This is a genomic window from Streptomyces sp. NPDC060064 (genome assembly GCF_042736455.1).
In the GTDB taxonomy this organism is placed as follows: domain Bacteria; phylum Actinomycetota; class Actinomycetes; order Streptomycetales; family Streptomycetaceae; genus Streptomyces.
The window spans coordinates 114,501-136,346 of sequence record NZ_JBHWWF010000012.1; the positions used below are offsets into that span (position 1 = coordinate 114,501).

The following is a 21,846-nucleotide window of genomic DNA, read 5'->3' on the forward strand; positions in this document are numbered from 1 at the left end:
TCAGTCATGCGGTGTCGGCGACGCACCCCCCTGCATCCCGATCAGCCTCGGCAATCCCGCCTGATCGGAGCCGACCTTGCGATAGATGTCCGAAAGCAGCCGGGTCACCATCTGCTCCTGGGCACCCAGCGCCTCGGCGATGCGGGCGTTCGACCACCCGCGAGCGGCCCATTCGGCCACTGTCCGCTCCTGCGCGGTGAGCGACTCCGTGGCCGCGGTGCGCAGCTGGAGCGGCCACAGACCGGCGGCGTCCAGCTCCTCGCGGGCCCGCGCCGCGAGGGCGTCGGCCCCGCCCTGCACGGCGCCTTCCAGTCCACGGTGAAGCTGCTCGGCGGCGCCCTGCGGCAGCCCGGCACGGCGCAGTGCGACGCCGTGGTCCACCAGCGCACACGCCAGGTCATAGCCGGAAGGGGAGCGCTCGAGATGTACGACAGCCTCGGCCAGCAGGGTGACCCGCTCCGCACCGTGGGTCACCGACGCCATGGCACGCAACGCCTGCCCGATGGCGGACTGGGTACCGAATCGGCGGGCCCTGCGAACACCTTCGGAGGCGAGCTCGAGCGCCCGTTCCGGGTCGGAGGCTTCCAGTGCCTGGGCCAGGTGGAGCTGCCAGGGGCACCAGGCGGGGTTGCGCATGCCGCGCGGTTCGAGCCGCTCGCCGACCCGGACGAGCTGCTGCTCAGCTTCCCGCCGCATGCCCAAGGCGAGCAGCAGCTCGCCGTAGACGGTCTGGGAGTCCGGGTACACCACGGCGCTGGGCACGACCTCGCCGTAGCTGTACGTGGTGGCGAGTTCTTGGGCGTCCCGGGTGCGACCGCGGGCGAGCAGGATCTCGATGAGGATGCCGATGGCGAAGTACTGTGCGGGCACCTGGCGCCCGACCCTGTCCGCGATCCGCAGTCCGGCGCGGACCAGGGTCTCGGCCTCGTCAAGGCGTCCGCGACGATGGCGGATATAGCCCAGAAGCGTGTAACCGAACGAGAGATGGGCGCCGCGCCAGCCCTTGCTCTCGCATTCCGCGATGCCCCCGTTGAAGAGTTCCTCCGCTCGTCCGGGCTGGTCGCAGTACATGAAGGTGAGAGCGACCAGGACCGGGACCTCGAAACCCCACTGCTCGTCGGTCCACTTGAGGCCCTCGCCGAGGGCTTCTTCCGCGTAGTGGAGCGCGGTGGCCGCAGGCTCGCCGCGCACCATGGCGTCCCAGGCGCGCAGCCCCAGGATGTAGCGCTCCGCGATGCCCCGGCCGGTGAGGTGCTCGGCGAGCCGGGCCAGCTTGCGCGAGCGGGCGGGCGAGTCCTGTTCGTCGGCCCGGAAGGCATTCCACATGAACTGCTCCGCCTGCATGCGCAGCCGCGTGCTTGTGTCGGTGGCCCCCCGGGCAGCTTCGGCAACCGTCACGGCGGCCTCGGCCATCCGGTCCGAGTGGCCGAGGGCCTGTGCCAGCCGGTAGACGATTGCCTCGCGCAGTGCCGGGTCCAGGACGGGCTCGTCCAGTGCGGCCCGCAGATGGTTGACCGTGGTCGCGGGTTCGGTCAGCAGGGCGGAGCAGCCGAGTTCGAAGAGGAGGTCGGCCCGCTCCTCCAGGGCGGGTGGCTCGCGGAGCGCCCGGGCGAGGCAGCGCCGGGCGGCCTCGGGAGCACCTGCCCTGAGGTACTCGCGGGCGGCTTCGCGGAGCTGTCGCACGGCCCAAGGGTCGCTCTCGGGGTGCATCTCCAGCAGGTGCCGGGCAGCCGTGGTGGCGCCCAGGCCCGCACTCGACACGATCGCGGCGGCCTGGCCGTGCATGGCGACACGGAACGCCGCGGGAATCGCCCGGTAGACGGCGGTGGCGACCAGCGGGTGGAAGAACTCCAGACGGTCGTCTTCGGCGGCGTCCGGAGCTGCTTCGGCGAGGATGCGGGCCTCGCGCAGCCGGGCGACGGCGTCTGCGGACTCGGCCTCGCCCAGTCCCCCGACGCTCGCGGCCAGGCTCCGGGATGCCTCGGAGCCCAGCACGGCGGCACTCCAGGCGAACCGGACGGCGGAGGTGCCGAGCCGTTCCAGCCGCTCCACGAGTCCGCCGCCCTTCACCGCGGAGGCGAGTTCCCGCAGTTCGGGAACGTGTACGACCTGCGGCTTCAGCCCGCGATCGGCGACCTTGGCGACCAGTTCGACGGTCTCGAAGGGGTTCCCTCCGGTGACTGCCCAGGTCTCGCGGCAGAACGCCTCATCGGCTTCCTCACCCAGAGTTTCCCGGACGATGCGGCTGACCCCGCCGGGGGTGAGCGGAATGAGGTCGAAGGGGCGCGATCCAAGGCGTTCGGCCAGCTTGCCGAACGCCACCGCATCGACGGGGAGTTCATCGGAGCGGTAGGCCACGACGAGTAGCATCGGGAGTTCGGTGACCCGCGGCGCGAAGCCGGTGAGCCAGGCCAGCGACTCGGCGTCGGCCCAGTGGGCGTCGTCCAGCATGACCACCAGCGGCGCGTGCTGCACGGCGAAGCGGGTGGCGATCCAGTCCAGGCCGTCCCGCACCCCCTGCGGATCGGGGGAGACGTTGCCGTTCCCCGCCACCAAACCCACAGCAGGGGCGACGATGTCGTACCAACTGCCCAGCATCTTGCGGTGTTCCTTCTCGGAACCTGCCGCAAGTACGGGCTGGACGAGCTGGCGTACGACATGGAATGCCACGCCCTGCTCCTGCTCTCCTCCGCAGGCGAAGAGCACCGTGCAGCCGCGGGCCACGGCCCTCCTGCGCACCTCGGTGAGGAGTGTGGTCTTGCCGAGTCCGGCCGGCCCGGCTAAGGCCACCAAACCGCCCGTGCAGGGTGCGACCGGCCCGGTGAACGACGCTCCCAGGTCGGTCAACAGGGCATCCAGTGCCGCGAGTTCCGCGTCACGTTCCAGTAGCAGTCGGCGCGGTCGCCCCGGCCGGTCTCCCGTGTAGGCCACATCCGTTCCTTCGGCCGCGTGTCCGTCCCCAAGTATGCGAAGCGTACGCCCGCCGAGACGTTCCGTAGTCCTCGGCGGAGGCCTTGCCCGCGGAGACGAATGGATTCTGGTAATACCGGCAACCGCACGGCGGTTCCTCTGTCCCCACCTCCCGATGCGCCTCCGTAGGGGGCGCGTACGCGGTCGCGTACGCCGGTATCACGCCACATGACACCCGTCGCTCTAGGTCGCTCGGGCAATGCGGCGCCTAGCCTCGTAGGGCGGCGAGAACGCGTCAGACCAGTACCGCCGAGCCGGTGGGATGCGCCGCGACACCCAGGGGGTGCGTATGGCGAACACGATGACTTCCGGCCCTTCCGGCCTTCACCCGGTCCCCTCGGACCCGACCCGGCGCACCGCGGCCATCAGGATTCCGTTCCCTGCCCGCTTCAGCCCGCACGCGGAGCGCGCACGGCGACACACACTGCAGTGGCTGCAGGAGACGGGCTTGCTGACGGGGGAGGCCGAGACGGCAGAGTACGACGCGCTGCGGCTCGAGCGACTGATGGCGTACTTCTATCCCGACGCCACAGGCAACAACCTTGAGCTCGCGGCCGACTTCAACGCATGGTTCTTCATCTTCGACGACCAGTTCGACGGTCGGCTGGGGATGCGGCCCGCGGCGATCGAGCATTTGGTGACCACCCTCGTACGGACCATGACGGCGGATGGCACGCCCGCGGTGCCCGGCAGGGCGGGCCCACCGCTCGTCCAGGGCTTCCGAGACATCTGGCGCCGGGCCACCGCAGGTACTCCGTACGGCTGGCAGCGTCGGTTCCGTACACATTGGCAGGCCTACATGGCCGCCTATCAAGGGGAAGCACACCACCGGAACGCCGACCGTCTGCCTTCTGTTGAGCAGCTCCTCAAGGTCCGGCGGGACTCCATAGGCGTACAGCCCTGCCTCGACTTCACCGAGAGGTGCGGCGGATACACCCTGCCGGACGAGCTGCACGACTCTTCCCCACTCCGGGAGATGCGTGAGATCACCGGCGATGTGGTGATCTTCGTCAACGACATCGTCTCGCTCGCCAAGGAACTGGCCGCCGGGGATGTGAACAACAGCGTCATCGTCCTCCGCCAACAGGAGGGTTGCTCCCTGGAGCGGTCCGTCGAGCGCATCGCCGCCCTCGCCAATGCGCGGACGGCCCGATTCGCCCAGCTCGCCGCCACCCTTCCCAGGACGCTGAGCGAACGGGGTGTGCCTGCGGAGGTGCGCGGGCACATCGACCACTATGTGGAGGGCATGGGTCACCTGATGGCGGGCAACCTCGCCTGGTCGCTCGCGACGTCCCGCTACGACGTGGCCGGGATCGCCGCCGTGAGCGGCGGACGGCAACGGCCCTGGGCATACCTCGCCACGGCAGCCGAGTCCTTGGCCGAAGGCGTTACGCGGAACGCGTCGACGGAGAGTTGAGCAGCCTCTTCGGGTACGACTCAGCCTTCGCCGTCGCCCGAGACGCCCGCTTCGACGAGGTGCTCCTCGACGACAACACCCCACAACCCCGACGTCCTGCCCGCACTCGTCCTCGGTGTCTCCCTCGACAAGCCGGCCGGCGTCCTGCCCACAACGGGCTCAAGATCCTCACAGCAGGCTCCGCGACCGGGGCTGCAAGCCGTCCATGACTAACCGGGTCGACCAGCTCGGCCAACCGCAGGAAGATCAAGAATTGGGTCGAGACCCTACTGGGCAGCTGGACCCCCAACGGCTGCCTCGCACCGACCGGCCGGCGATCAGCTCCCAGTCGCACCGGATGAGAATCATCTGAAGATCAGGGCCCGCATCGTGAGGTATGCCACGGTGTGGGCTCTTTCACGTAAAAACGTCCCTAATCGCTCCACGTTCGGACAGCTACGCGCTCCGAACAACGAGAAACGGGCCCCCACCATGACTTTCGTCACTGGCAGAGACCCGTTTCACCGGTTTCTCTTTGTGCGCGAGGGGGGAGTTGAACCCCCACGCCCTTTCGGGCACTGGAACCTGAATCCAGCGCGTCTGCCTATTCCGCCACCCGCGCATTGGGTGTTGCCGCCCGTCCCCCACCTGTTCGGTGCGAGCGCCTGGCGACTTCCAGAAGATTAGCACGCAGCACAGGGTGGATTCACATCCGATTGTTTGGCGGACCCGGCCGGCGAACAGAGGGAACGGAGGGCGGCAGCCCCCCACTCCTTCTGGGTGCACCCTGGGTGCGGGACACTGTCATAAGGCCGCCTCTACGATCCGTGTGAGAGGTGACACTCATCGACGGGGCAGACAAGGGGAACCAGCCGATTTCCCGACGCGTGGATACGATCAGTAAGCAGTACCAGGACGGCAACGACGGAGGAGGTGCCCCATGGGAGTCCTGAAGAAGTTCGAGCAGCGACTCGAAGGTCTGGTCAACGGCACCTTCGCCAAGGTGTTCAAGTCCGAGGTCCAGCCCGTCGAGATCGCCGGCGCCCTCCAGCGCGAGTGCGACAACAACGCGACGATCTGGAACCGCGAGCGAACCGTCGTACCCAACGATTTCATCGTCGAGCTCAGCGCGCCCGACTTCGAGCGTCTGAGCCCGTACTCCGGCCAGCTCGGCGACGAACTCTCCGGACTGGTCCGCGACTACGCCAAGCAGCAGCGATACACCTTCATGGGACCCATCAAGGTCCACCTGGAGAAGGCGGACGACCTCGACACCGGTCTGTACCGGGTGCGCAGCCGCACTCTCGCGTCGAGTACGTCACAGTCCCCGGAACGGGCTCCGGCAGGCCCCGGCCCCGCCGCCCCCCAGGGCGGCGCCCGCGGCGGCTACGGCTACCCGCCCACCGCCGCACCTCCCATGCCGGCCGCGCCCCCTCCGGGCGCCGGCCGCACCGGCCCCGCGCCCGTCGCGGACCGACGCCCGGCACCCGGTCCCGGACCGCTGCCGAGCACCCAAGTACGACGTTGGATCGAGATCAACGGCACCCGCCATCAGATCTCCCGCCCGACGCTGGTGCTGGGTCGCAGCACCGACGCCGATGTGCGGATCGACGACCCCGGCGTCTCGCGCCGGCACTGTGAGATCCGGACCGGAACGCCCTCGACGATCCAGGATCTCGGGTCTACCAACGGCATCGTGGTAGACGGGCAGCACACCACCCGCGCTACGCTCCGCGACGGCTCGCGGATCGTCGTGGGCAGCACCACCATCGTTTACCGGCAAGCCGAAGGGTGAAGCGGGGGCAATGTCAGAGCTGACCCTGACGGTCATGCGGCTAGGTTTCCTGGCCGTTCTGTGGCTGTTCGTGATCGTGGCCGTTCAGGTCATCCGAAGCGATCTGTTCGGTACGCGCGTCACGCAGCGCGGCTCACGCCGCAATGCCGACGCGCGTCCGCAGCAGACGCGCCAGGCCGCTGCGCCACCGCAGCAGCGCCAGCAGGCCACCGGCGGCCGCCAGCGCCGCGGTGCGCCCAGCAAACTCGTCGTCTCCGAGGGCACCCTCACGGGCACCACGGTGGCGCTGCAGGGCCAGACCATCACCCTGGGCCGGGCACACGACTCCACGATCGTGCTGGACGACGACTATGCGTCCAGCCGGCATGCCAGGATCTACCCGGACCGTGACGGCCAGTGGATCGTCGAGGATCTCGGGTCCACCAACGGCACATATCTCGACCGGACCCGACTCACCACCCCGACACCGATTCCGCTGGGCGCGCCGATCCGCATCGGCAAGACCGTCATCGAGCTGCGGAAGTAGTACGACAATGAGCGAGCGGAGCGAGCGAGCCGCAGCGGTCCCGACAGCGGACCGGCACGGGCTCCCGACCGGAGGGTGGGCAGTGTGGCTCGAGACCGGCTGTACCCCGAGCCGACGGGCGAGGTGCGCATGAGTCTGTCTCTGCGCTTCGCCGCCGGGTCACACAAGGGCATGATCCGGGAGGGCAACGAGGACTCCGGCTACGCCGGACCCCGCCTCCTGGCCATCGCCGACGGCATGGGCGGCCAGGCCGCCGGCGAGGTCGCCTCCTCGGAGGTCATCTCCACACTCGTCACGCTCGACGACGACGTGCCCGGCTCGGACATCCTCACCTCGCTCGGTACGGCCGTACAGGGCGCCAATGACCAGCTGCGGCTGATGGTCGAGGAGGATCCCCAGCTCGAGGGCATGGGCACCACGCTCACCGCCCTGCTCTGGACGGGCCAGCGGCTCGGCCTCGTGCACGTCGGCGACTCCCGCGCCTATCTGCTCCGCGACGGCGTACTGACCCAGATCACCCAGGACCACACCTGGGTGCAGCGGCTGGTCGACGAGGGCCGGATCACCGAAGAGGAAGCCACCACCCACCCGCAGCGCTCCCTGCTGATGCGCGCGCTGGGCAGCGGCGACCATGTCGAGCCCGATCTCTCCATCCGCGAGGTCCGTGCCGGCGACCGGTACCTGATCTGCTCCGACGGACTGTCCGGCGTCGTCTCCCACCAGACGATGGAGGACACTCTCGCCGACTACCAGGGCCCGCAGGAGACCGTGCAGGCGCTGATCCAGCTCGCACTGCGCGGCGGCGGCCCCGACAACATCACCTGCATCGTCGCGGACGTCCTCGACACCGACTCCAACGACACCCTGGCCGGGCAGCTCAGCGACACCCCGGTCGTCGTCGGCGCGGTCGCCGAGAACCAGCTCCAGCTGAACGACGGCGGCGCCATGCAGACCCCGGCGGGCCGCGCGGCCGGCCTCGGCCGCCCCGTCCCGCCGCAGACCTCCGGCGGCTTCGGCCCGCCCGGCAGCGGCGACGGCATGGGGTACGGCGGAATGCCGCCCGAGGGCAGCTTCGGCGCGTACACCGACGAGGACTTCATCAAGCCCCGCGGCGGCCGCAAGTGGCTGAAGAGGTCTCTCTACAGCGTGCTCGCGCTGGCGGTCGTCGGCGGCGGTCTGTACGGCGGCTACAGCTGGACCCAGACGCAGTACTTCGTCGGCTCCAAGGACGAGCACGTCGCCCTCTACCAGGGCATCAGCCAGGACCTCGCCTGGGTCTCGCTCTCGAAGGTCCAGAAGGACCACCCCGAGATCGAACTCAAGTACCTCCCGCCCTACCAGCGCAAGCAGGTCGAGGCGACGATCACCGAGGACAGCCTCGACAAGGCGCGAACCAAGGTCCAGGAGCTCGCCGACCAGGCCGCTGCCTGCAAGAAGGACGAGCAGCGCCGCGACGCCGCCGACCGCGCGAGCACTCCACCGCCCGGTGAGGGCGAGGCCGGTGGCACCACCGGCAAGCCCACCACCCAGAACGCCAAGACCAAGCCGACCGCAGCTACTCCGTCTCCGGGTCCCACCCTCTCGGAGGAGGAGCAGAAGCTGGCCTCGAACTGCGGAAAGCAGTAATCGGCCGTAGGGGGCCTTCTCCACCATGAGCGTTGTCACCAACACCACCACGATCGGCGCGATCGAAGCACCGAGCCGCCGCAACACCGAGCTGATGCTGCTCGTCTTCGCCGTAGCGATCTCCGTGTTCGCGTACGCCAACGTGGGCCTCGCCATCAACGGCGCGCTCCCGGCCGGCATGCTCGGATACGGAATCGGGCTCAGCCTGCTGGCGGCCGTCAGCCACCTGGTGGTCCGTAAATTCGCCCCGTACGCGGACCCGCTGCTGCTCCCGCTGGCGACGCTCCTCAACGGCTTCGGCCTGGCGATCATCTGGCGTCTCGACCAGTCCGAGCGCTTCCAGGCACTCAAGACCTTCGCCCCCGCCGCATCCAAGCAGCTGATGTTCTCCGCAGTGGGCGTCGCCCTCTTCGTCGGCGTACTGATCCTGCTCAAGGACCATCGCATCCTGCAGCGCTACACCTACATCTCCATGGTGGTCTCGCTGTTCCTGCTGGTTCTGCCGGTCTTCTTCCCCGCAGTGAACGGCGCCAAGATCTGGATCAACATTCCCGGCGTCGGCACGCTCCAGCCCGGCGAGTTCGCCAAGATCATCATTGCGATCTTCTTCTCCGGCTATCTGATGGTGAAGCGCGACGCCCTGGCCCTCGCCAGCCGCCGCTTCATGGGCCTCTACCTGCCCCGCGGCCGCGACCTCGGACCCATCCTGGTCGTCTGGGCGATGTCCATCCTCATCCTGGTCTTCGAGACCGACCTCGGTACCTCGCTGCTGTTCTTCGGCATGTTCGTCGTGATGCTGTACGTCGCCACCGAGCGGACCAGCTGGATCGTCTTCGGTCTGCTGATGTCAGCGGCCGGCGCCGTCAGCGTCGCCACCTTCGAACCGCACGTCCAGCAGCGCGTGACTGCCTGGCTCGACCCCTTCGCCGGCTGGGGCAAGGAGGCTGCCAGCGAGCAGATCGCCAAGTCCCTCATGGCCTTCGGCTCCGGCGGCACCCTCGGCACCGGCCTCGGTCAGGGTCACTCCGACCTCATCGGCTTCGCCGCCAACTCCGACTTCATCCTCGCCACGGTCGGCGAAGAACTCGGTCTCGCCGGCATGATGGCCGTCCTGCTCATCTACGGCCTGATCGTCGAGCGCGGGGTGCGCACCGCCCTGGCCGCCCGCGACCCCTTCGGCAAGCTCCTGGCGATCGGCCTCTCCGGCGCCTTCGCCATCCAGGTCTTCGTCGTCGCCGGCGGTGTCATGGGCCTCATCCCGCTGACCGGCATGACCATGCCGTTCATCGCGCAGGGCGGTTCGTCCGTGATCGCCAACTGGGCCCTTGTCGGCATCCTGATCCGTATCAGCGACACCGCGCGCCGTCCCGCGCCGGCACCCGCCCCGTCCCCCGACGCCGAGATGACCCAGGTGGTCCGACCGTGAACAAGCCCCTGCGCCGAATCGCGATCTTCTGCGGGCTTCTCGTCCTCGCCCTCCTGATCCGGGACAACTGGCTCCAGTACGTGCGTGCCGACGAGCTGAACTCGCACAAGTACAACCGTCGCGTCCAGATCGAGCGGTACGCCTACGAGCGCGGCAACATCATTGTCGACGGCAAGCCCATCACCGGCTCCGCCGAAACGAACGACACGGACTTCAAATACAAGCGCACCTACGTCGACGGCCCCATGTGGGCGCCGGTGACCGGGTACGCCTCACAGGCCTTCGACGCCAACCAGATCGAGAAGCTCGAGGACGGCGTCCTCACCGGCAACTCCGATCAGCTCTTCTTCGACCGCACCATGGCGATGTTCACCGGCGACCAGAAGCGCGGCGGCAACGTCGTCACCACCCTCAGCGGCGCCGCCCAGAAGGCCGCCTACAAGGGCCTCGGCTCCAAGAAGGGTGCCGTCGCCGCGATCGACCCCAAGACCGGCAAGATCCTCGCGCTGGCGTCCACCCCCTCGTACGACCCGAGCTCGTTCGCGGGATACGCGGGCAAGGACGAGAAGGCGTGGAACGCGCTCGAGAAGGACAAGGAAAAGCCGAAGCTCAACCGCGCTCTGCGCGAGGTCTACCCGCCCGGCTCCACCTTCAAGGTGGTCACCGCCGCCGCCGCGCTGGAGCACGGCGAGATCGACGACATCAACGCGGCGACGGACACCCCGGAGCCGTACATCCTGCCCAACACCCGCACGCCGATGGTCAACCACGCCAACGGCTGCAAGAACGCCAGCCTGATGAAGGCACTCGAGGTCTCCTGCAACTCCGTCTTCGCCAAGCTCGGTGACCAGGTCGGCCGGGACAAGATGCTGGAGACGGCGCAGAAGTTCGGCTTCAACAACCCGGAGATCGACACCCCGGTCCGTGCGGCCGCCTCCGTCTACAACAAGACAATGAACCGCTCCAGCAACGCGCTGTCCTCCATCGGCCAGTTCGACACCGCCACCACCCCCCTCCAGATGGCCATGGTCGCCGCGGCGATCGCCAACGACGGCAAGCTGATGAAGCCGTACATGATCGACCAGCTGGAATCGCCCAACCTCGACGTCATCAAGAAGAACGAACCGGAGGAGATGAGCCGCCCGCTCTCCCAGAAGAACGCGCAGCTCCTCCAGCAGATGATGGAGAACGTCGTCGAGAGCCCCAGCGGCACCGGCGGCAAGGCCAAGATCGACGGGGCCACGGTCGGCGGCAAGACCGGTACCGCCCAGCACGGCGAGAACAACAGCAAGCGGCCGTACGCCTGGTTCATCTCGTACGCGAAGACCGACAGCGGATCGCCGGTCGCCGTAGCGGTCGTCGTCGAGGACTCCAGCGGCGTCTCTCGCGACGACATCACCGGTGGCGGTCTCGCCGGTCCCATCGCCCGCGATGTGATGCAGGCGGTACTGGAGAGCAAGAAGTGACGCGAATCACGTCCACTGTCCATACCTGCACATTGCGATACCGGTCGGGTATCAGGTGACCGTCGCGGGCGGATCAGGCACGGCGTGCCCGGTAGCGTATGCGCGAACAGCACACCGCCGGACCACACACGGGTGCGGTCAGGACTGACGGAGAGGGCTGGAACAGCTATGGAAGAGCCGCGTCGCCTCGGCGGCCGGTACGAACTGGGCTCGGTGCTCGGCCGTGGTGGCATGGCGGAGGTCTACCTCGCCCACGACACCCGGCTCGGCCGCACCGTCGCCGTGAAGACGCTGCGGGCCGATCTTGCCCGCGACCCGTCCTTCCAGGCCCGGTTCCGCCGTGAGGCCCAGTCGGCCGCCTCGCTCAACCACCCGGCGATCGTCGCGGTCTACGACACGGGCGAGGACTACGTCGACGGGGTCTCGATCCCGTACATCGTCATGGAGTACGTCGACGGGTCCACGCTCAGAGAGCTGCTGCACTCCGGGCGCAGACTTCTGCCCGAGCGCACGCTCGAGATGACCATCGGCATCCTCCAGGCGCTGGAGTACTCGCACCGCGCCGGCATCGTCCACCGCGACATCAAGCCGGCGAACGTCATGCTGACGCGCACCGGCCAGGTCAAGGTCATGGACTTCGGCATCGCCCGCGCGATGGGCGACTCCGGAATGACCATGACGCAGACCGCGGCAGTCATCGGCACCGCCCAGTACCTCTCCCCGGAGCAGGCCAAGGGCGAGCAGGTCGACGCCCGCTCCGACCTCTACTCCACCGGCTGTCTGCTCTACGAGCTGCTGACGGTCAGACCGCCGTTCGTCGGGGACTCCCCGGTCGCGGTCGCCTATCAGCACGTACGGGAAGAGCCGCAGCCGCCCAGCAACTTCGACCCCGAGATCACGCCCGAGATGGACGCGATCGTGCTGAAGGCGCTGGTCAAGGACCCCGACTACCGCTATCAGTCGGCCGACGAGATGCGCGCCGACATCGAGGCCTGCCTCGACGGCCAGCCGGTCGCGGCAACGGCGGCGATGGGCGCGGTCGGCTACGGCGGCTACGCCCCGGACGACCAGCCGACCACGGCACTGCGCCAGGCCGACCCGGCCGGCCAGACCTCGATGCTCCCGCCGGTGAACCCGGACGACGGCGGCTACGGCGGTTTCGACGACCGCCCGGACCGCCGCCGCCAGAAGAAGTCGAACACCTCGACGATCCTGCTGGTACTCGCGGGCATCCTGGTGCTGGTCGGAGCCGTACTGATCGGCAAGTCGGTCTTCGGCGGCAGCGACGGCAACAACAGCACCGTTCCGGTGCCACTGCTCGTGGGCAAGCCGTACCAGGAAGCCGAGCAGCTGGTGATCAACGCCGGTGTCAAGATCCAGAAGTCCGGCACTCAGCGGTGCGACCAGCCGAAGGGGAGCGTCTGCAGCCAGACTCCCAAGGACGGCAAGATGAAGCAGGGGGAGACGGTCGAGGTCGTCGTCTCCGAGGGCGCCCCCAAGATCGAGGTCCCCGACGTCACCGACAAGCCGGTCGACAAGGCCAAGGACATCCTGGTGAGCAAGGTCTTCCAGGTCGAGACCAAGGAGGTCGAGTCCGACCGGGAGCCGGGCACGGTCCTCAAGCAGGACCCACAGGGCGGCTCTCAGGCCGAAAAGAACTCGACGGTCACCCTCACCGTGGCCAAGCAGACCAAGATCAACGTGCCTCCGGTCGTGGGCCAGCAGTTCGACGCCGCGAAGAACCAGCTCGAAACCCTCGGGTTCGTGGTTGTCCGGAGCGACGTCGACTCGGAGAAGCCGTTGGGCGAGGTCATCGAGCAGGACCCGTCGGGCAACTCGAAGGCCGCCAAGGGAGCCACGGTCACGCTGAAGGTCTCCAAGGGACCACCGCAGCAGACCGCCCAGGTGCCCCAGCTGTTCACGCGGACGCTCGGCGAGGCCAAGCAGCTCCTCGCCCAGGCGGGACTGCAGCTCGGCACCGTCGACGGTCCGAACGACGACAACGCCCGGGTCGTCGCCCAGGACCCGCAGGCCGGTCAGCCGGCGACGCCGAATCAGCCGGTCAATGTGAAGACCATCGCCGGTGACGGCGGGGGCAACGGGAACAACGGCGGCGGCGGCAACGGCGGAATCTTCGGCGGCGGCTAGCAGCCTCCGCCCGCCGTACGGCGGGCACAACGAGGAGCCCCGGCACCCTTGATGGGTGCCGGGGCTCCTCTTTTGCACTGAGACGAGCTTCGAGCCAGTGGCTACGGCCTCCTGACTGGACCGAGGTCCTTCAAGGACCTCAGTCAGATGCAGTCGCGTACACCATCACTCAACATCGCGATGCTGCTCCGTGACAGCGAAGTCGCTGGTCAGCGAGTACATGGCATGCAGCCCCCCGGTGGACAACTCCGTCAGCGCAGTTCCGCCGGCGGCGTACGGTCCTTGTCGACCTTCTCCATACGCTCCAGCTCGCCCCACACGACGTAGCGGTAGTCCGAGGTGTAGACCGGCGTGCACGTCGTCAGTGTGATGTAGCGGCCCGGCTTCGACTTCCCCGACTCCTTCGGGACCGGCTGCAGCACGTCCACGTTGTACTTCGAGGTCTCTTTGAGCTCGTTGTAGACCTTGTAGACGTACCAGGTGTCCCGGGTCTCGAAGACGATCGGATCGCCGTTCTTCAGCTTGTGGATGTTGTGGAACTTCGCTCCGTGCCCGTCCCGGTGCGCGGCCAGCGTGAAGTTGCCCTTGCTGTCCCAGGGGAGCGCCGACTTGATCGGGTCCGCGTAGTAGCCCGCGATGCCGTCGTTGAGGCTCTTGGTGTCGGTGCCCTTCTTCACCAGCACCTCGCCGTTGCTCATGGCAGGTACGTGGAGGAAGCCGATGCCGTCCTTGGTGTCGAGCGCGCCAGGAACGCCGTTCCAGCCTTCGCGCATCTGGTCGCCCTGCTTGGAGGCCGCACGGTCGGCGAGAACGTTCGTCCACCACAGCGAGTAGACGACGAAGAGCGCCAGCACCACGCCCGCGGTGATCAGCAGTTCGCCGAAGACACTGATGACGCCGGCGATCCGGCTACGCGCACGTGCCACTGCACCTGTTCCCGTCTTGAAGTCCCACAGCGTTCAGCCGACGAGCGCGTCGGGTTTGCCCTTGCTGCGCGGCCGTTCCTCGACCATCTTGCCCCACACGATCATTCGATACGTACTCGTAAATTCCGGCGTACACGTCGTCAGCGTGATGTACCGGCCCGGCTCGGTGAATCCGGAGCCGGGCGGCACCGGACCGATCACTCCCACGTTCGACGGCGAGGTCTGAGGGAGGGTACGCACCGTCTTGTACGTGTAGTACGCGTCCTGGGTCTCAACGACGACGAGGTCCCCCGGGTTGAGACGATTGATGTAACGGAACGGTTCGCCATGAGTGTTGCGGTGGCCCGCGACCGCGAAGTTGCCCGACTTGTCCGCGGGCATCGCGGTCTTGAGCTTGCCCTCGCCGTAGTGGCCGACCATGCCGCGGTCGAGGACGTTGTGCTTGCTGATGCCTTCGGCGATCGGGACGACCACGTCCAGCTTGGGGATATACATGATGGCGAAGCCCTGCCCGGGCTCGAACGCACCGGGCTTGCGGCCCTTCGCCCAGTCGTCCTGGATCTTGTTCGTCTCCTTGCCGGCCTCCTGACCTGCGCGTATGTTCGTCCACCAGAGCTGGTACGTGACGAACAGCAGCATCAGCACGCCGAAGGAGATGAAGAGTTCGCCGATGGCGCGGCTGGCGATGACGGCGGGGCTGTCCTTGAGCGCACGCGCGGCACGGCGGGCCTCGACGCGCGAAAGAGGCTTGGCGGGCGCGGCGTCGGCCCCGGCCGAGGCGGCGGCAGCGGGCTGAGCACGCCTACGGCCCCGGCCGCCCTTGGCCGCCTTGCGGCGCTCGGCCCGCCCCGGACCTGCAGGGGTCTCCGCGGCGCGACGCGTGTCCGACGTACGCAGCGCGACGGTCTCGTCGTCCGGTACGGGTATCGGCTCGGACACCGGTATCGGCGCGGGCGCGGACATGAGTTGCTGCTCGGGAACCGGCTCCGGCTGTGCGTACCAGTCCCGCTGATAGCCCTCAGGATCGTCCACGGCGTACTGGCCGTACCCGGACCACTCCTGAGGCTGCGGCTGCGGTTCCTCCGCCTCCGGAACGCTCGGGGCCTGGAACCACGGCGAGCCGTGCCCCCTCGGCGGCAGCGGGCCCGTCAGCGGGTCGTACTCGTCCTCAGGGCCTACGGGACTCACGCCAAGGCCTTGCCCACCACCGGTGCGAGCCCCGCCGAACGGCCGACCGCCCCGGTGTCGCCGCACTGCTCCAGCCAGTTGGCGAGCATCAGATGGCCGTGCTCGGTGAGGACCGACTCGGGGTGGAACTGCACGCCCTCGACGGCCAGTTCACGGTGGCGCAGCCCCATGATGATGCCGTCCGCCGTCCGCGCCGTGACCTCCAGCTCGGCGGGAAGATCCGCCGGCTCGGCCGCCAGCGAGTGGTAGCGGGTCGCGGTGAAGGGCGAAGGCAGCCCGGCGAATACGCCCTTGCCCTCGTGCGTGACCAGCGAGGTCTTGCCGTGCAGCAGCTCGGGGGCGCGGTCCACCACACCGCCGTACGCCACCGCCATCGACTGCATTCCCAGACAGACGCCGAAGACCGGAACGCCGGTGTCCGCGCAGTGCCGCACCATGTCGATGCACACACCGGCCTGCTCGGGCGCTCCGGGACCGGGGGACAGCAGTACGCCGTCGAAACCGTCCTGCGCGTGCGCGAGTTCGACCTCGTCGTTGCGGCGGACCTCGCACTCGGCGCCGAGCTGGTACAGGTACTGGACGAGGTTGAAGACGAAGCTGTCGTAGTTGTCGACGACGAGGATGCGTGCGCTCATCGGGGCGCCCCCGCTCCGTCGACCGTCACATCATTGAACGGAAGCAGCGGCTCCGCCCACGGGAAGACGTACTGGAACAGCACGTAGACGACCGCCAGAGCGAGCACGAGCGAGATGAAAGCCCGCACCCATGCGTTGCCCGGCAGATGCCGCCAGATCCAGCCGTACATGCTGTCCCTTTCCGTTCGGTACCGCACCAGACTAAAGGGCGGCAGGGGCACATGGGTCAGCTGTGCAAAGCTTCCGGTTTGCCGTCGGTCACAGGCTGGGTGGCGTCCAGATGCGCCCAGGCGATCAGCCGGTGGCTGCTGCCCCATTCCGGATCGCAGGTGGTCAGCGTCAGATAGCGGCCCGGGCCGTCGAATCCGGACTTGCCCGGGACGGGGGCGATGACGCCGACATCGCTCGGCACGGTCCGGTACGGCTTCCTGTCGATGCGGTACGTGAACCAGGTCGTACCGTCCGTCAGCACGACCGCGTCCCCGGGACCCAGCTTCGGGAAGTCCTTGAACGGATCGCCGTACGTGCGGCGGTGGCCGGCGACCGAGAAGTTGCCGCTGCCGCCGAGCGCGGCGGTGGAGATGTAGTGGCCGAGGCCCTTGTGGAGGGTGCGCGCCTCGGTGCCCTCCAGAACCGGCCAGTCCCAGCTCCTGCCGAAGCGCGGGATGTACATGACCGCGAAGGGTTTTCCGTCCTCGTACGCCTTCGGGGCGGGAGTCGCGGCGCGACCGGGCGCGGGGGCCGCGACCGGGCCCTGCGACCACGTGTCCTGGAGCTGATCGATCTGGCCGTCCGTGGCGCTACCGGCCTTGATACCGGTCCAGAAGAGCACGTACACCACAAAGAGCACGATCAAGGTGCCGACGGTGATGCAGAGTTCGCTGACGGTCCTGACGATCAGACGCACCGACACCGGCTCCCCCAAGCGCTGCCCAGCCCAGCCCCTGCCCCGCTCTACCCAGTACTACCCAACGGGCTTCGCGTAGTGGAGATCCACTGTGCCCGAGTAGCCGGGGAGAGTCACCGGCTCTTGCTCCCCGACTTTCCAGCCGAGGCCGTACGCCTTCACATACAGCTGGTAGTTCTGGATCGCCGGGGATGCGGTGAGCGCCTTCTTGAGGGCGCTCTGATCACCGACAGCGGTGATCTTGTACGGCGGGGAGTAGACGCGGCCCTGAAGGATCAGCGTGTTTCCCACGCACCGCACGGCGCTCGTGGAGATCAGCCGCTGGTCCATGACCTGGATGCCCTCGGCGCCGCCCTTCCACAGGGCATTGACGACGGCCTGCAGGTCCTGCTGGTGGATGACCAGGTCATTGGCCTGCGGCTCGGGGTAGCCGGGGGCGGCCTGTGCGTTCGGCGGGGCGTCGTTGAGGGTGACGGTGACGGCCGGACCGCTGAGCTTCTTGGTGCCCGCGGCCTGCTCCAGGGCGTTCAGCTTCACATCCTCGGCCTTGGTGGAGCCGTCGTCGCGCCGGGCCAGGGCGTCGACGTCGGCGCGTACCGCCGCCGTGGACTCGTCGAGGGCACCGTTCTTGGTGCTGCGCTGCTGGATCAGGTCGGAGAGCTTCAGCAGCGAGGCGTCCGTACGGATATTGGTGCCCTTGGCGGTGTTGAAGCTGGTGACGAAGATCAGTCCGGCAAGAGCGAACACGGCAGCCGTCAACAGCCGGACCGTCCCGCCCGTCACCCAGCCACCACCCCTCATCGGACTTCGCCCCTCTTCCTCTCCGTCGAAGCGGTGAACCGGCCCTTGGGGGGAGTCGGCAGAATTGCTCAACGTACCCTTATCTCCTCAGGCCCCGCGGAAGCACTACGCTAACGGACGCCCGGGGGCGGCAGTGGTCCCCCTCGCTCCAGCCCCGGCGCCAGCCACAGTTCCCTGCGCGGTCACGCAGCGCATCGACAGGAGAGTCCCTCGTGCCGAAGTCACGTATCCGCAAGAAGGCCGACTTCACGCCGCCGCCGGCATCGAAGCAGGCGACAACCATCAAGCTGACGAGTCGCAGCTGGGTCGCACCAGTGATGCTCGCGATGTTCCTCATCGGGCTCGCATGGATCGTTCTCTTCTATGTGACCGAGGGCGATCTGCCGATCAAGAGCTTCGGCAACTGGAACATCGTCGCCGGCTTCGGTTTCATCGCCGCCGGCTTCGGCGTCTCGACCCAGTGGAAGTAGCTGTTTCGCAGCCCGCCCGTCAAGCACTGCCCTGAGGTTATCCCCAGCGTTATCCACAAGCGGGGGAAAAGGTCTGACGATCTGTGGATAACTCTCACAGCATTGACGCCGGTGTGACTGCATCGGCCATGTTGGTGAAGCGACCCGCCCCTTGTCCGTGCTGGGAAAAGCCCAGCTCAGCGACAAGGGGCACGCTTGTTCCCCACGGCATGCACAAGATCCGACACACGCTGTGGACAACGTTGGGGAAAGGTCTCGCTCAGGTGAGCGAAGCGGTCCTGACCAGCACGGTCACGGCGATGGCCAGGAAGACCGCGGCACAGGTCCCGAGCTGCACCAGGTTCCGGCGCTCGCGGGGGGCGTGCACCAGGCCGAAGGCGATGGCGATGCCCGCGATCAGGCCGCCGACGTGCGCCTCCCAGGCGATGCCCGACCAGGTGAAGGTGAAGAGCAGGTTCAGCGCGAGCAGCGCGATGACCGGCCGCATGTCGTAGTTGAGGCGGCGCATCAGTACGGCGGTGGCACCCAGCAGCCCGAAGATGGCGCCGGAGGCGCCCAGCGAGGCCTGGTTCGGGGACGCGATCAGATAGGTGAAGGCGCTGCCGGCCAGTCCGGAGAGCAGGTAGAGCGCGAGATAGCGGACGCGGCCCAGCGCCTGCTCCAGAGGGCCGCCGAGCCACCACAGGCCCAGCATGTTGAAGGCGATGTGCCACACCTCCTGGTGCAGGAACATCGAGGTGAAGAGCCGGTACCACTGGCCCTCGGCGACACCGTCCACCGGGACGAACGGCGCCGGCGGCCACTGTGCGATCAGAGCCAGATCGTTGACCACGCGGTCGCTGGCCACCGCGGCGATGAACACCGCGATATTGATGGCCAGCAGGATCTTGGTGACGAGGTGGGGGTGGGCCGCCACCGCACCGCCGGCGAGCGTGCGCGGCTGGTTCGCCGTCGGGCCGTGTCCCGTACCGGATCCGGTACGGACGCATTCGGGACAATGGAATCCGACCGAGGCGCTGACCATGCAGTCCGCGCAGATCGGCCGCTCGCAGCGGGTGCAGCGGATGCCGGTCTCGCGGCCCGGATGCCGGTAGCAGCTCGGCAGGCCGTGTTCGGCCTGCGGCTCCTGTGGACTGCCTGGCGCCTGGTCCATGAGGTCCCCTCAATCTCCCTAGCTCAACACACCGCCCCGTCCATCCTTACGGACGGACGGGGCGAATTGGTTCCCCCGGAGGCCAGGCACGGGTTCACACACAGGATCAGCGCAGAACCGAGCCCGGGTCCCCGCCTGGGACCGCACCCGGGGACCAAGCCCCGGTGATCAGCCCTGGCGGGTCTCGACGACGACCGACTCGATCACGACGTCGTTGAGCGGGCGGTCGGTGCGCGGGTTGGTCTGGGCGCCGGCGATGGCGTCCACGACCTTCTTGCCCGCGTCGTTGCTGACCTCACCGAAGATGGTGTGCTTGCGGGTCAGCCAGGCGGTGGGCGACACGGTGATGAAGAACTGCGAGCCGTTGGTGGCCGGGCCGGCGTTGGCCATGGCGAGCAGGTAGGGCTTGTCGAAGGCGAGGTCGGGGTGGAACTCGTCCTGGAACTCGTAGCCCGGGCCGCCGGTGCCGTTGCCCAGCGGGTCACCGCCCTGGATCATGAAGCCGCTGATCACACGGTGGAAGACCGTACCGTCGTACAGCTTGTCCGTGGACTTCTTGCCGGTCGCCGGGTGGGTCCACTCACGCTCGCCCTGGGCGAGCTCGACAAAGTTCTTGACCGTCTTGGGCGCGTGGTTCGGCAGAAGCCGGATCTCGATGTCGCCTTGGTTGGTCTTCAAGGTGGCGTACAGCTGCTCGGCCACGATCTGCCTTCCGTAAGTCTTCTCTGACGTCCAACGATCCTCGCACGCGAGAGACGCCTACGGATAAAAGCCGCCGAGTCGCCGCCGGAGCGGCGCGTTGTGAGGCGAACCGTGGCATTGTCGTCCACAAGCTCCCGACATGACCCGGATGCCCGCCCCACATGCCGGGGCGGCACTCAACAGGCATGATTTTCAAACGGGTGGAAAGGCGAAACTGTGCCGAACTGGGGATAAACCCCAGACCCCAGAACGCCACCGATGAGGAGGATCCCGTGACCCGCATGGACAGCGTGCGCGCCGCGACCGGTACGGCGAAGGAGAGCGTGCAGCACGCCGCGGAAGTGGTGGCGCCCTACGCCGGGACGGCCAAGGAGCACGCCGCGCATTATGCGCACGAGGCCGGCGCGCGACTCGCGCCCAAAGTCTCGAAGGCCGCTGATCAGGCCCGTGTTCAGTACTACGTACGTGTCGCGCCGCATGTGCCACCGAAAGTGGACAAGGCCGCGCACCGAGCCGCGACCAGGGCCCGGAAGGCCGCTCGTCAGGCGGCGGACTACACCGTTCCGCGTGTCGAGCACGCGGTGGCGGTCGCTCAGCCCGTACGAGAAGAGGCTGCGGCCCGTTCGGCTGCCGCGCTGGCCGCACTGCGCGGACAGGTGACGCCCAAGGAGATTCAGAAACTGGTGAGGAAGCACGAACGGCGGTCCAAGGCCGGACGCCTCGCCAAGGGTGTCGTCATCATCGGCGCGGTGGTCGGCGGAGCTTTCGCCGCTTGGAAGTGGTGGGACAAGCAGGCCAATCCCGATTGGCTGGTGGAACCGCCCGCTGCCACGGAGGTCTCCGACCGTGCCCCGCTGGCGTCCGTCGACGGCAGTGGACAGGATGATCTCGACCCTGAGGTGCAGGCGAAGCAGGATGAGGCGGAGGGTTCGGATCGCGACGATCGCCGCTGACCGGGTACCGCCCTTGTGGCCTGTGGCGCCGGGAGACGTGAGTGCTCCCGGCGCCTCATGCCGCGGCGAGCGCCGGTTCCGCGACGGGGGCGGGGACGGACCTGGAGGCGGGTGCGGATGCATACCCTGATGCGGACCGTGGTGCGGGGGCGAAGCTCAGTGAACCGTAGGCACTGTCGGCGTCGATCGCTTGCAGATGCCGTGTGACGGGCGAGGAGCCATGGGCTTCGGCGCGAATACGCTGCTTGATCGTGGGCGGCAGCGACCTGTCGCGTGCCGTGGGGCTCCATCGCGTATTCGGCGCCGGCAATGTCGCCCGAAGGGCTCGTGCGGGCACCTGCTTCGGCAGACGCGGCAGGACCGGCTGGTCCGGCGTCTGCAGGGCGGCCCGCTGCGCGGCGGTGGCCGCGGTGGTCAGCCCCATCGAGGCAAGCAGCGCGAAGAACGCGGCAATGAATGCGGTCCACAGATTCCTGACCTTGAAGGCGGCCATGACCCCTCGCTTTCGGGTTGAGCGATCTACATACCTTTCTCATGATGTGTACGCATCTCGAGAAGTGGGGGAGCGACGCCACCGCTGTGCAGTTCTTCGGATGAACACCACCCGGACGGTCCAATGACGGCCCTGGGAGAGGGCAAGGCGCGGTTGAGCCGAGCCCGGCAGTGACCGGAGCCGGCCGCGTCCGGAGTTGCGTGGCGGCATGGGTGATGTATGCAGCCGGCGGTACGCAAGGGCACGCGGGACGCGCAGGCGGCCG

General features: G+C 68.1%; 19 protein-coding genes and 1 tRNA gene. 9 read left to right on the plus strand and 11 right to left on the minus strand.

Annotated elements, in window-relative coordinates; translation table 11 throughout:
* On the minus strand, positions 1-2,931 hold the full coding sequence (locus ACFWDI_RS16655) for an ATP-binding protein (RefSeq protein ID WP_385304598.1): 2,931 nt from the start codon (positions 2,929-2,931) through the stop codon (positions 1-3).
* A 340-nt stretch (positions 2,932-3,271) separates the two neighbouring features.
* Here ACFWDI_RS16655 and ACFWDI_RS16660 point away from each other — a divergent pair, with 340 nt between their 5' ends.
* Positions 3,272-4,387 (plus strand): isoafricanol synthase, encoded by a 1,116-nt coding sequence (locus ACFWDI_RS16660; protein ID WP_385304601.1) that lies wholly within the window; start codon positions 3,272-3,274, stop codon positions 4,385-4,387.
* A gap of 517 nt (positions 4,388-4,904) precedes the next feature.
* Here the strand turns inward: ACFWDI_RS16660 and ACFWDI_RS16665 are convergent.
* A tRNA-Leu gene (locus ACFWDI_RS16665) sits at positions 4,905-4,988 on the minus strand.
* Between the two features lie 318 nt (positions 4,989-5,306).
* Here ACFWDI_RS16665 and ACFWDI_RS16670 point away from each other — a divergent pair.
* The 6 genes from ACFWDI_RS16670 (at position 5,307) to pknB (ending at position 13,353) form a co-directional block, all read left to right on the plus strand.
* Entirely contained in the window at positions 5,307-6,161 is an 855-nt protein-coding gene (locus ACFWDI_RS16670; protein ID WP_385304602.1) for an FhaA domain-containing protein, read from the plus strand.
* 10 nt (positions 6,162-6,171) lie between these two features.
* Positions 6,172-6,687, plus strand: a complete 516-nt coding sequence (locus ACFWDI_RS16675) for an FHA domain-containing protein (protein ID WP_327324822.1) — start codon at positions 6,172-6,174, stop codon at positions 6,685-6,687.
* A 129-nt stretch (positions 6,688-6,816) separates the two neighbouring features.
* Positions 6,817-8,313 (plus strand): PP2C family serine/threonine-protein phosphatase, encoded by a 1,497-nt coding sequence (locus ACFWDI_RS16680; RefSeq protein WP_362677438.1) that lies wholly within the window; start codon positions 6,817-6,819, stop codon positions 8,311-8,313.
* Positions 8,314-8,338: 25 nt separating this feature from the next.
* Complete coding sequence (locus tag ACFWDI_RS16685; RefSeq protein WP_385304605.1) at positions 8,339-9,739, plus strand: FtsW/RodA/SpoVE family cell cycle protein; 1,401 nt, start codon at positions 8,339-8,341, stop codon at positions 9,737-9,739.
* The gene (locus ACFWDI_RS16690) at positions 9,736-11,205 is read left to right on the plus strand and encodes a peptidoglycan D,D-transpeptidase FtsI family protein (RefSeq protein WP_385304607.1); all 1,470 of its coding nucleotides are present in this window, start codon (positions 9,736-9,738) and stop codon (positions 11,203-11,205) included. The genes ACFWDI_RS16685 and ACFWDI_RS16690 overlap by 4 nt, the downstream gene beginning before the upstream one ends.
* 168 nt (positions 11,206-11,373) lie before the next feature.
* Entirely contained in the window at positions 11,374-13,353 is a 1,980-nt protein-coding gene (gene pknB, locus ACFWDI_RS16695) for a Stk1 family PASTA domain-containing Ser/Thr kinase (protein WP_385304609.1), read from the plus strand.
* 251 nt (positions 13,354-13,604) lie between these two features.
* On the opposite strand, the gene ACFWDI_RS16700 is transcribed toward pknB, so the two are convergent.
* The 6 genes from ACFWDI_RS16700 to ACFWDI_RS16725 are packed head-to-tail and all read right to left on the minus strand — an operon-like array spanning position 13,605 to position 17,882.
* On the minus strand, positions 13,605-14,279 hold the full coding sequence (locus tag ACFWDI_RS16700) for a class E sortase (protein WP_327324817.1): 675 nt from the start codon (positions 14,277-14,279) through the stop codon (positions 13,605-13,607).
* A gap of 33 nt (positions 14,280-14,312) precedes the next feature.
* Positions 14,313-15,467, minus strand: a complete 1,155-nt coding sequence (locus ACFWDI_RS16705) for a class E sortase (protein WP_385304612.1) — start codon at positions 15,465-15,467, stop codon at positions 14,313-14,315.
* The gene (locus ACFWDI_RS16710) at positions 15,464-16,102 is read right to left on the minus strand and encodes an aminodeoxychorismate/anthranilate synthase component II (protein WP_385304613.1); all 639 of its coding nucleotides are present in this window, start codon (positions 16,100-16,102) and stop codon (positions 15,464-15,466) included. The genes ACFWDI_RS16705 and ACFWDI_RS16710 overlap by 4 nt, the downstream gene beginning before the upstream one ends.
* Positions 16,099-16,272 carry a hypothetical protein gene (locus tag ACFWDI_RS16715; protein WP_327324814.1) on the minus strand — a complete coding sequence of 58 codons (174 nt, stop codon included), beginning with the start codon at positions 16,270-16,272 and terminating at the stop codon, positions 16,099-16,101. The genes ACFWDI_RS16710 and ACFWDI_RS16715 overlap by 4 nt, the downstream gene beginning before the upstream one ends.
* Before the next feature lie 56 nt (positions 16,273-16,328).
* Positions 16,329-17,015: a class E sortase gene (locus ACFWDI_RS16720; protein ID WP_385304615.1), complete on the minus strand. Its 687-nt coding sequence runs from the start codon at positions 17,013-17,015 to the stop codon at positions 16,329-16,331.
* 51 nt (positions 17,016-17,066) lie between these two features.
* A complete protein-coding gene (locus tag ACFWDI_RS16725) occupies positions 17,067-17,882 on the minus strand; it encodes a DUF881 domain-containing protein (protein WP_385304617.1) in 816 nt (271 codons plus the stop codon).
* Between the two features lie 140 nt (positions 17,883-18,022).
* Between ACFWDI_RS16725 and crgA the strand changes: the two genes are divergently transcribed.
* On the plus strand, positions 18,023-18,280 hold the full coding sequence (gene crgA, locus ACFWDI_RS16730; RefSeq protein ID WP_362677421.1) for a cell division protein CrgA: 258 nt from the start codon (positions 18,023-18,025) through the stop codon (positions 18,278-18,280).
* Positions 18,281-18,539: 259 nt separating this feature from the next.
* Here the strand turns inward: crgA and ACFWDI_RS16735 are convergent, their stop codons facing one another.
* Entirely contained in the window at positions 18,540-19,433 is an 894-nt protein-coding gene (locus ACFWDI_RS16735; RefSeq protein ID WP_385304619.1) for a rhomboid family intramembrane serine protease, read from the minus strand.
* Between the two features lie 168 nt (positions 19,434-19,601).
* Positions 19,602-20,135 (minus strand): peptidylprolyl isomerase, encoded by a 534-nt coding sequence (locus ACFWDI_RS16740; protein ID WP_385304620.1) that lies wholly within the window; start codon positions 20,133-20,135, stop codon positions 19,602-19,604.
* 272 nt (positions 20,136-20,407) lie between these two features.
* Between ACFWDI_RS16740 and ACFWDI_RS16745 the strand changes: the two genes are divergently transcribed.
* The gene (locus tag ACFWDI_RS16745) at positions 20,408-21,088 is read left to right on the plus strand and encodes a DUF5324 family protein (RefSeq protein ID WP_385304621.1); all 681 of its coding nucleotides are present in this window, start codon (positions 20,408-20,410) and stop codon (positions 21,086-21,088) included.
* Between the two features lie 55 nt (positions 21,089-21,143).
* On the opposite strand, the gene ACFWDI_RS16750 is transcribed toward ACFWDI_RS16745, so the two are convergent.
* Entirely contained in the window at positions 21,144-21,581 is a 438-nt protein-coding gene (locus tag ACFWDI_RS16750) for a DUF6344 domain-containing protein (protein WP_385304622.1), read from the minus strand.
* Positions 21,582-21,846: the final 265 nt, after the last annotated feature.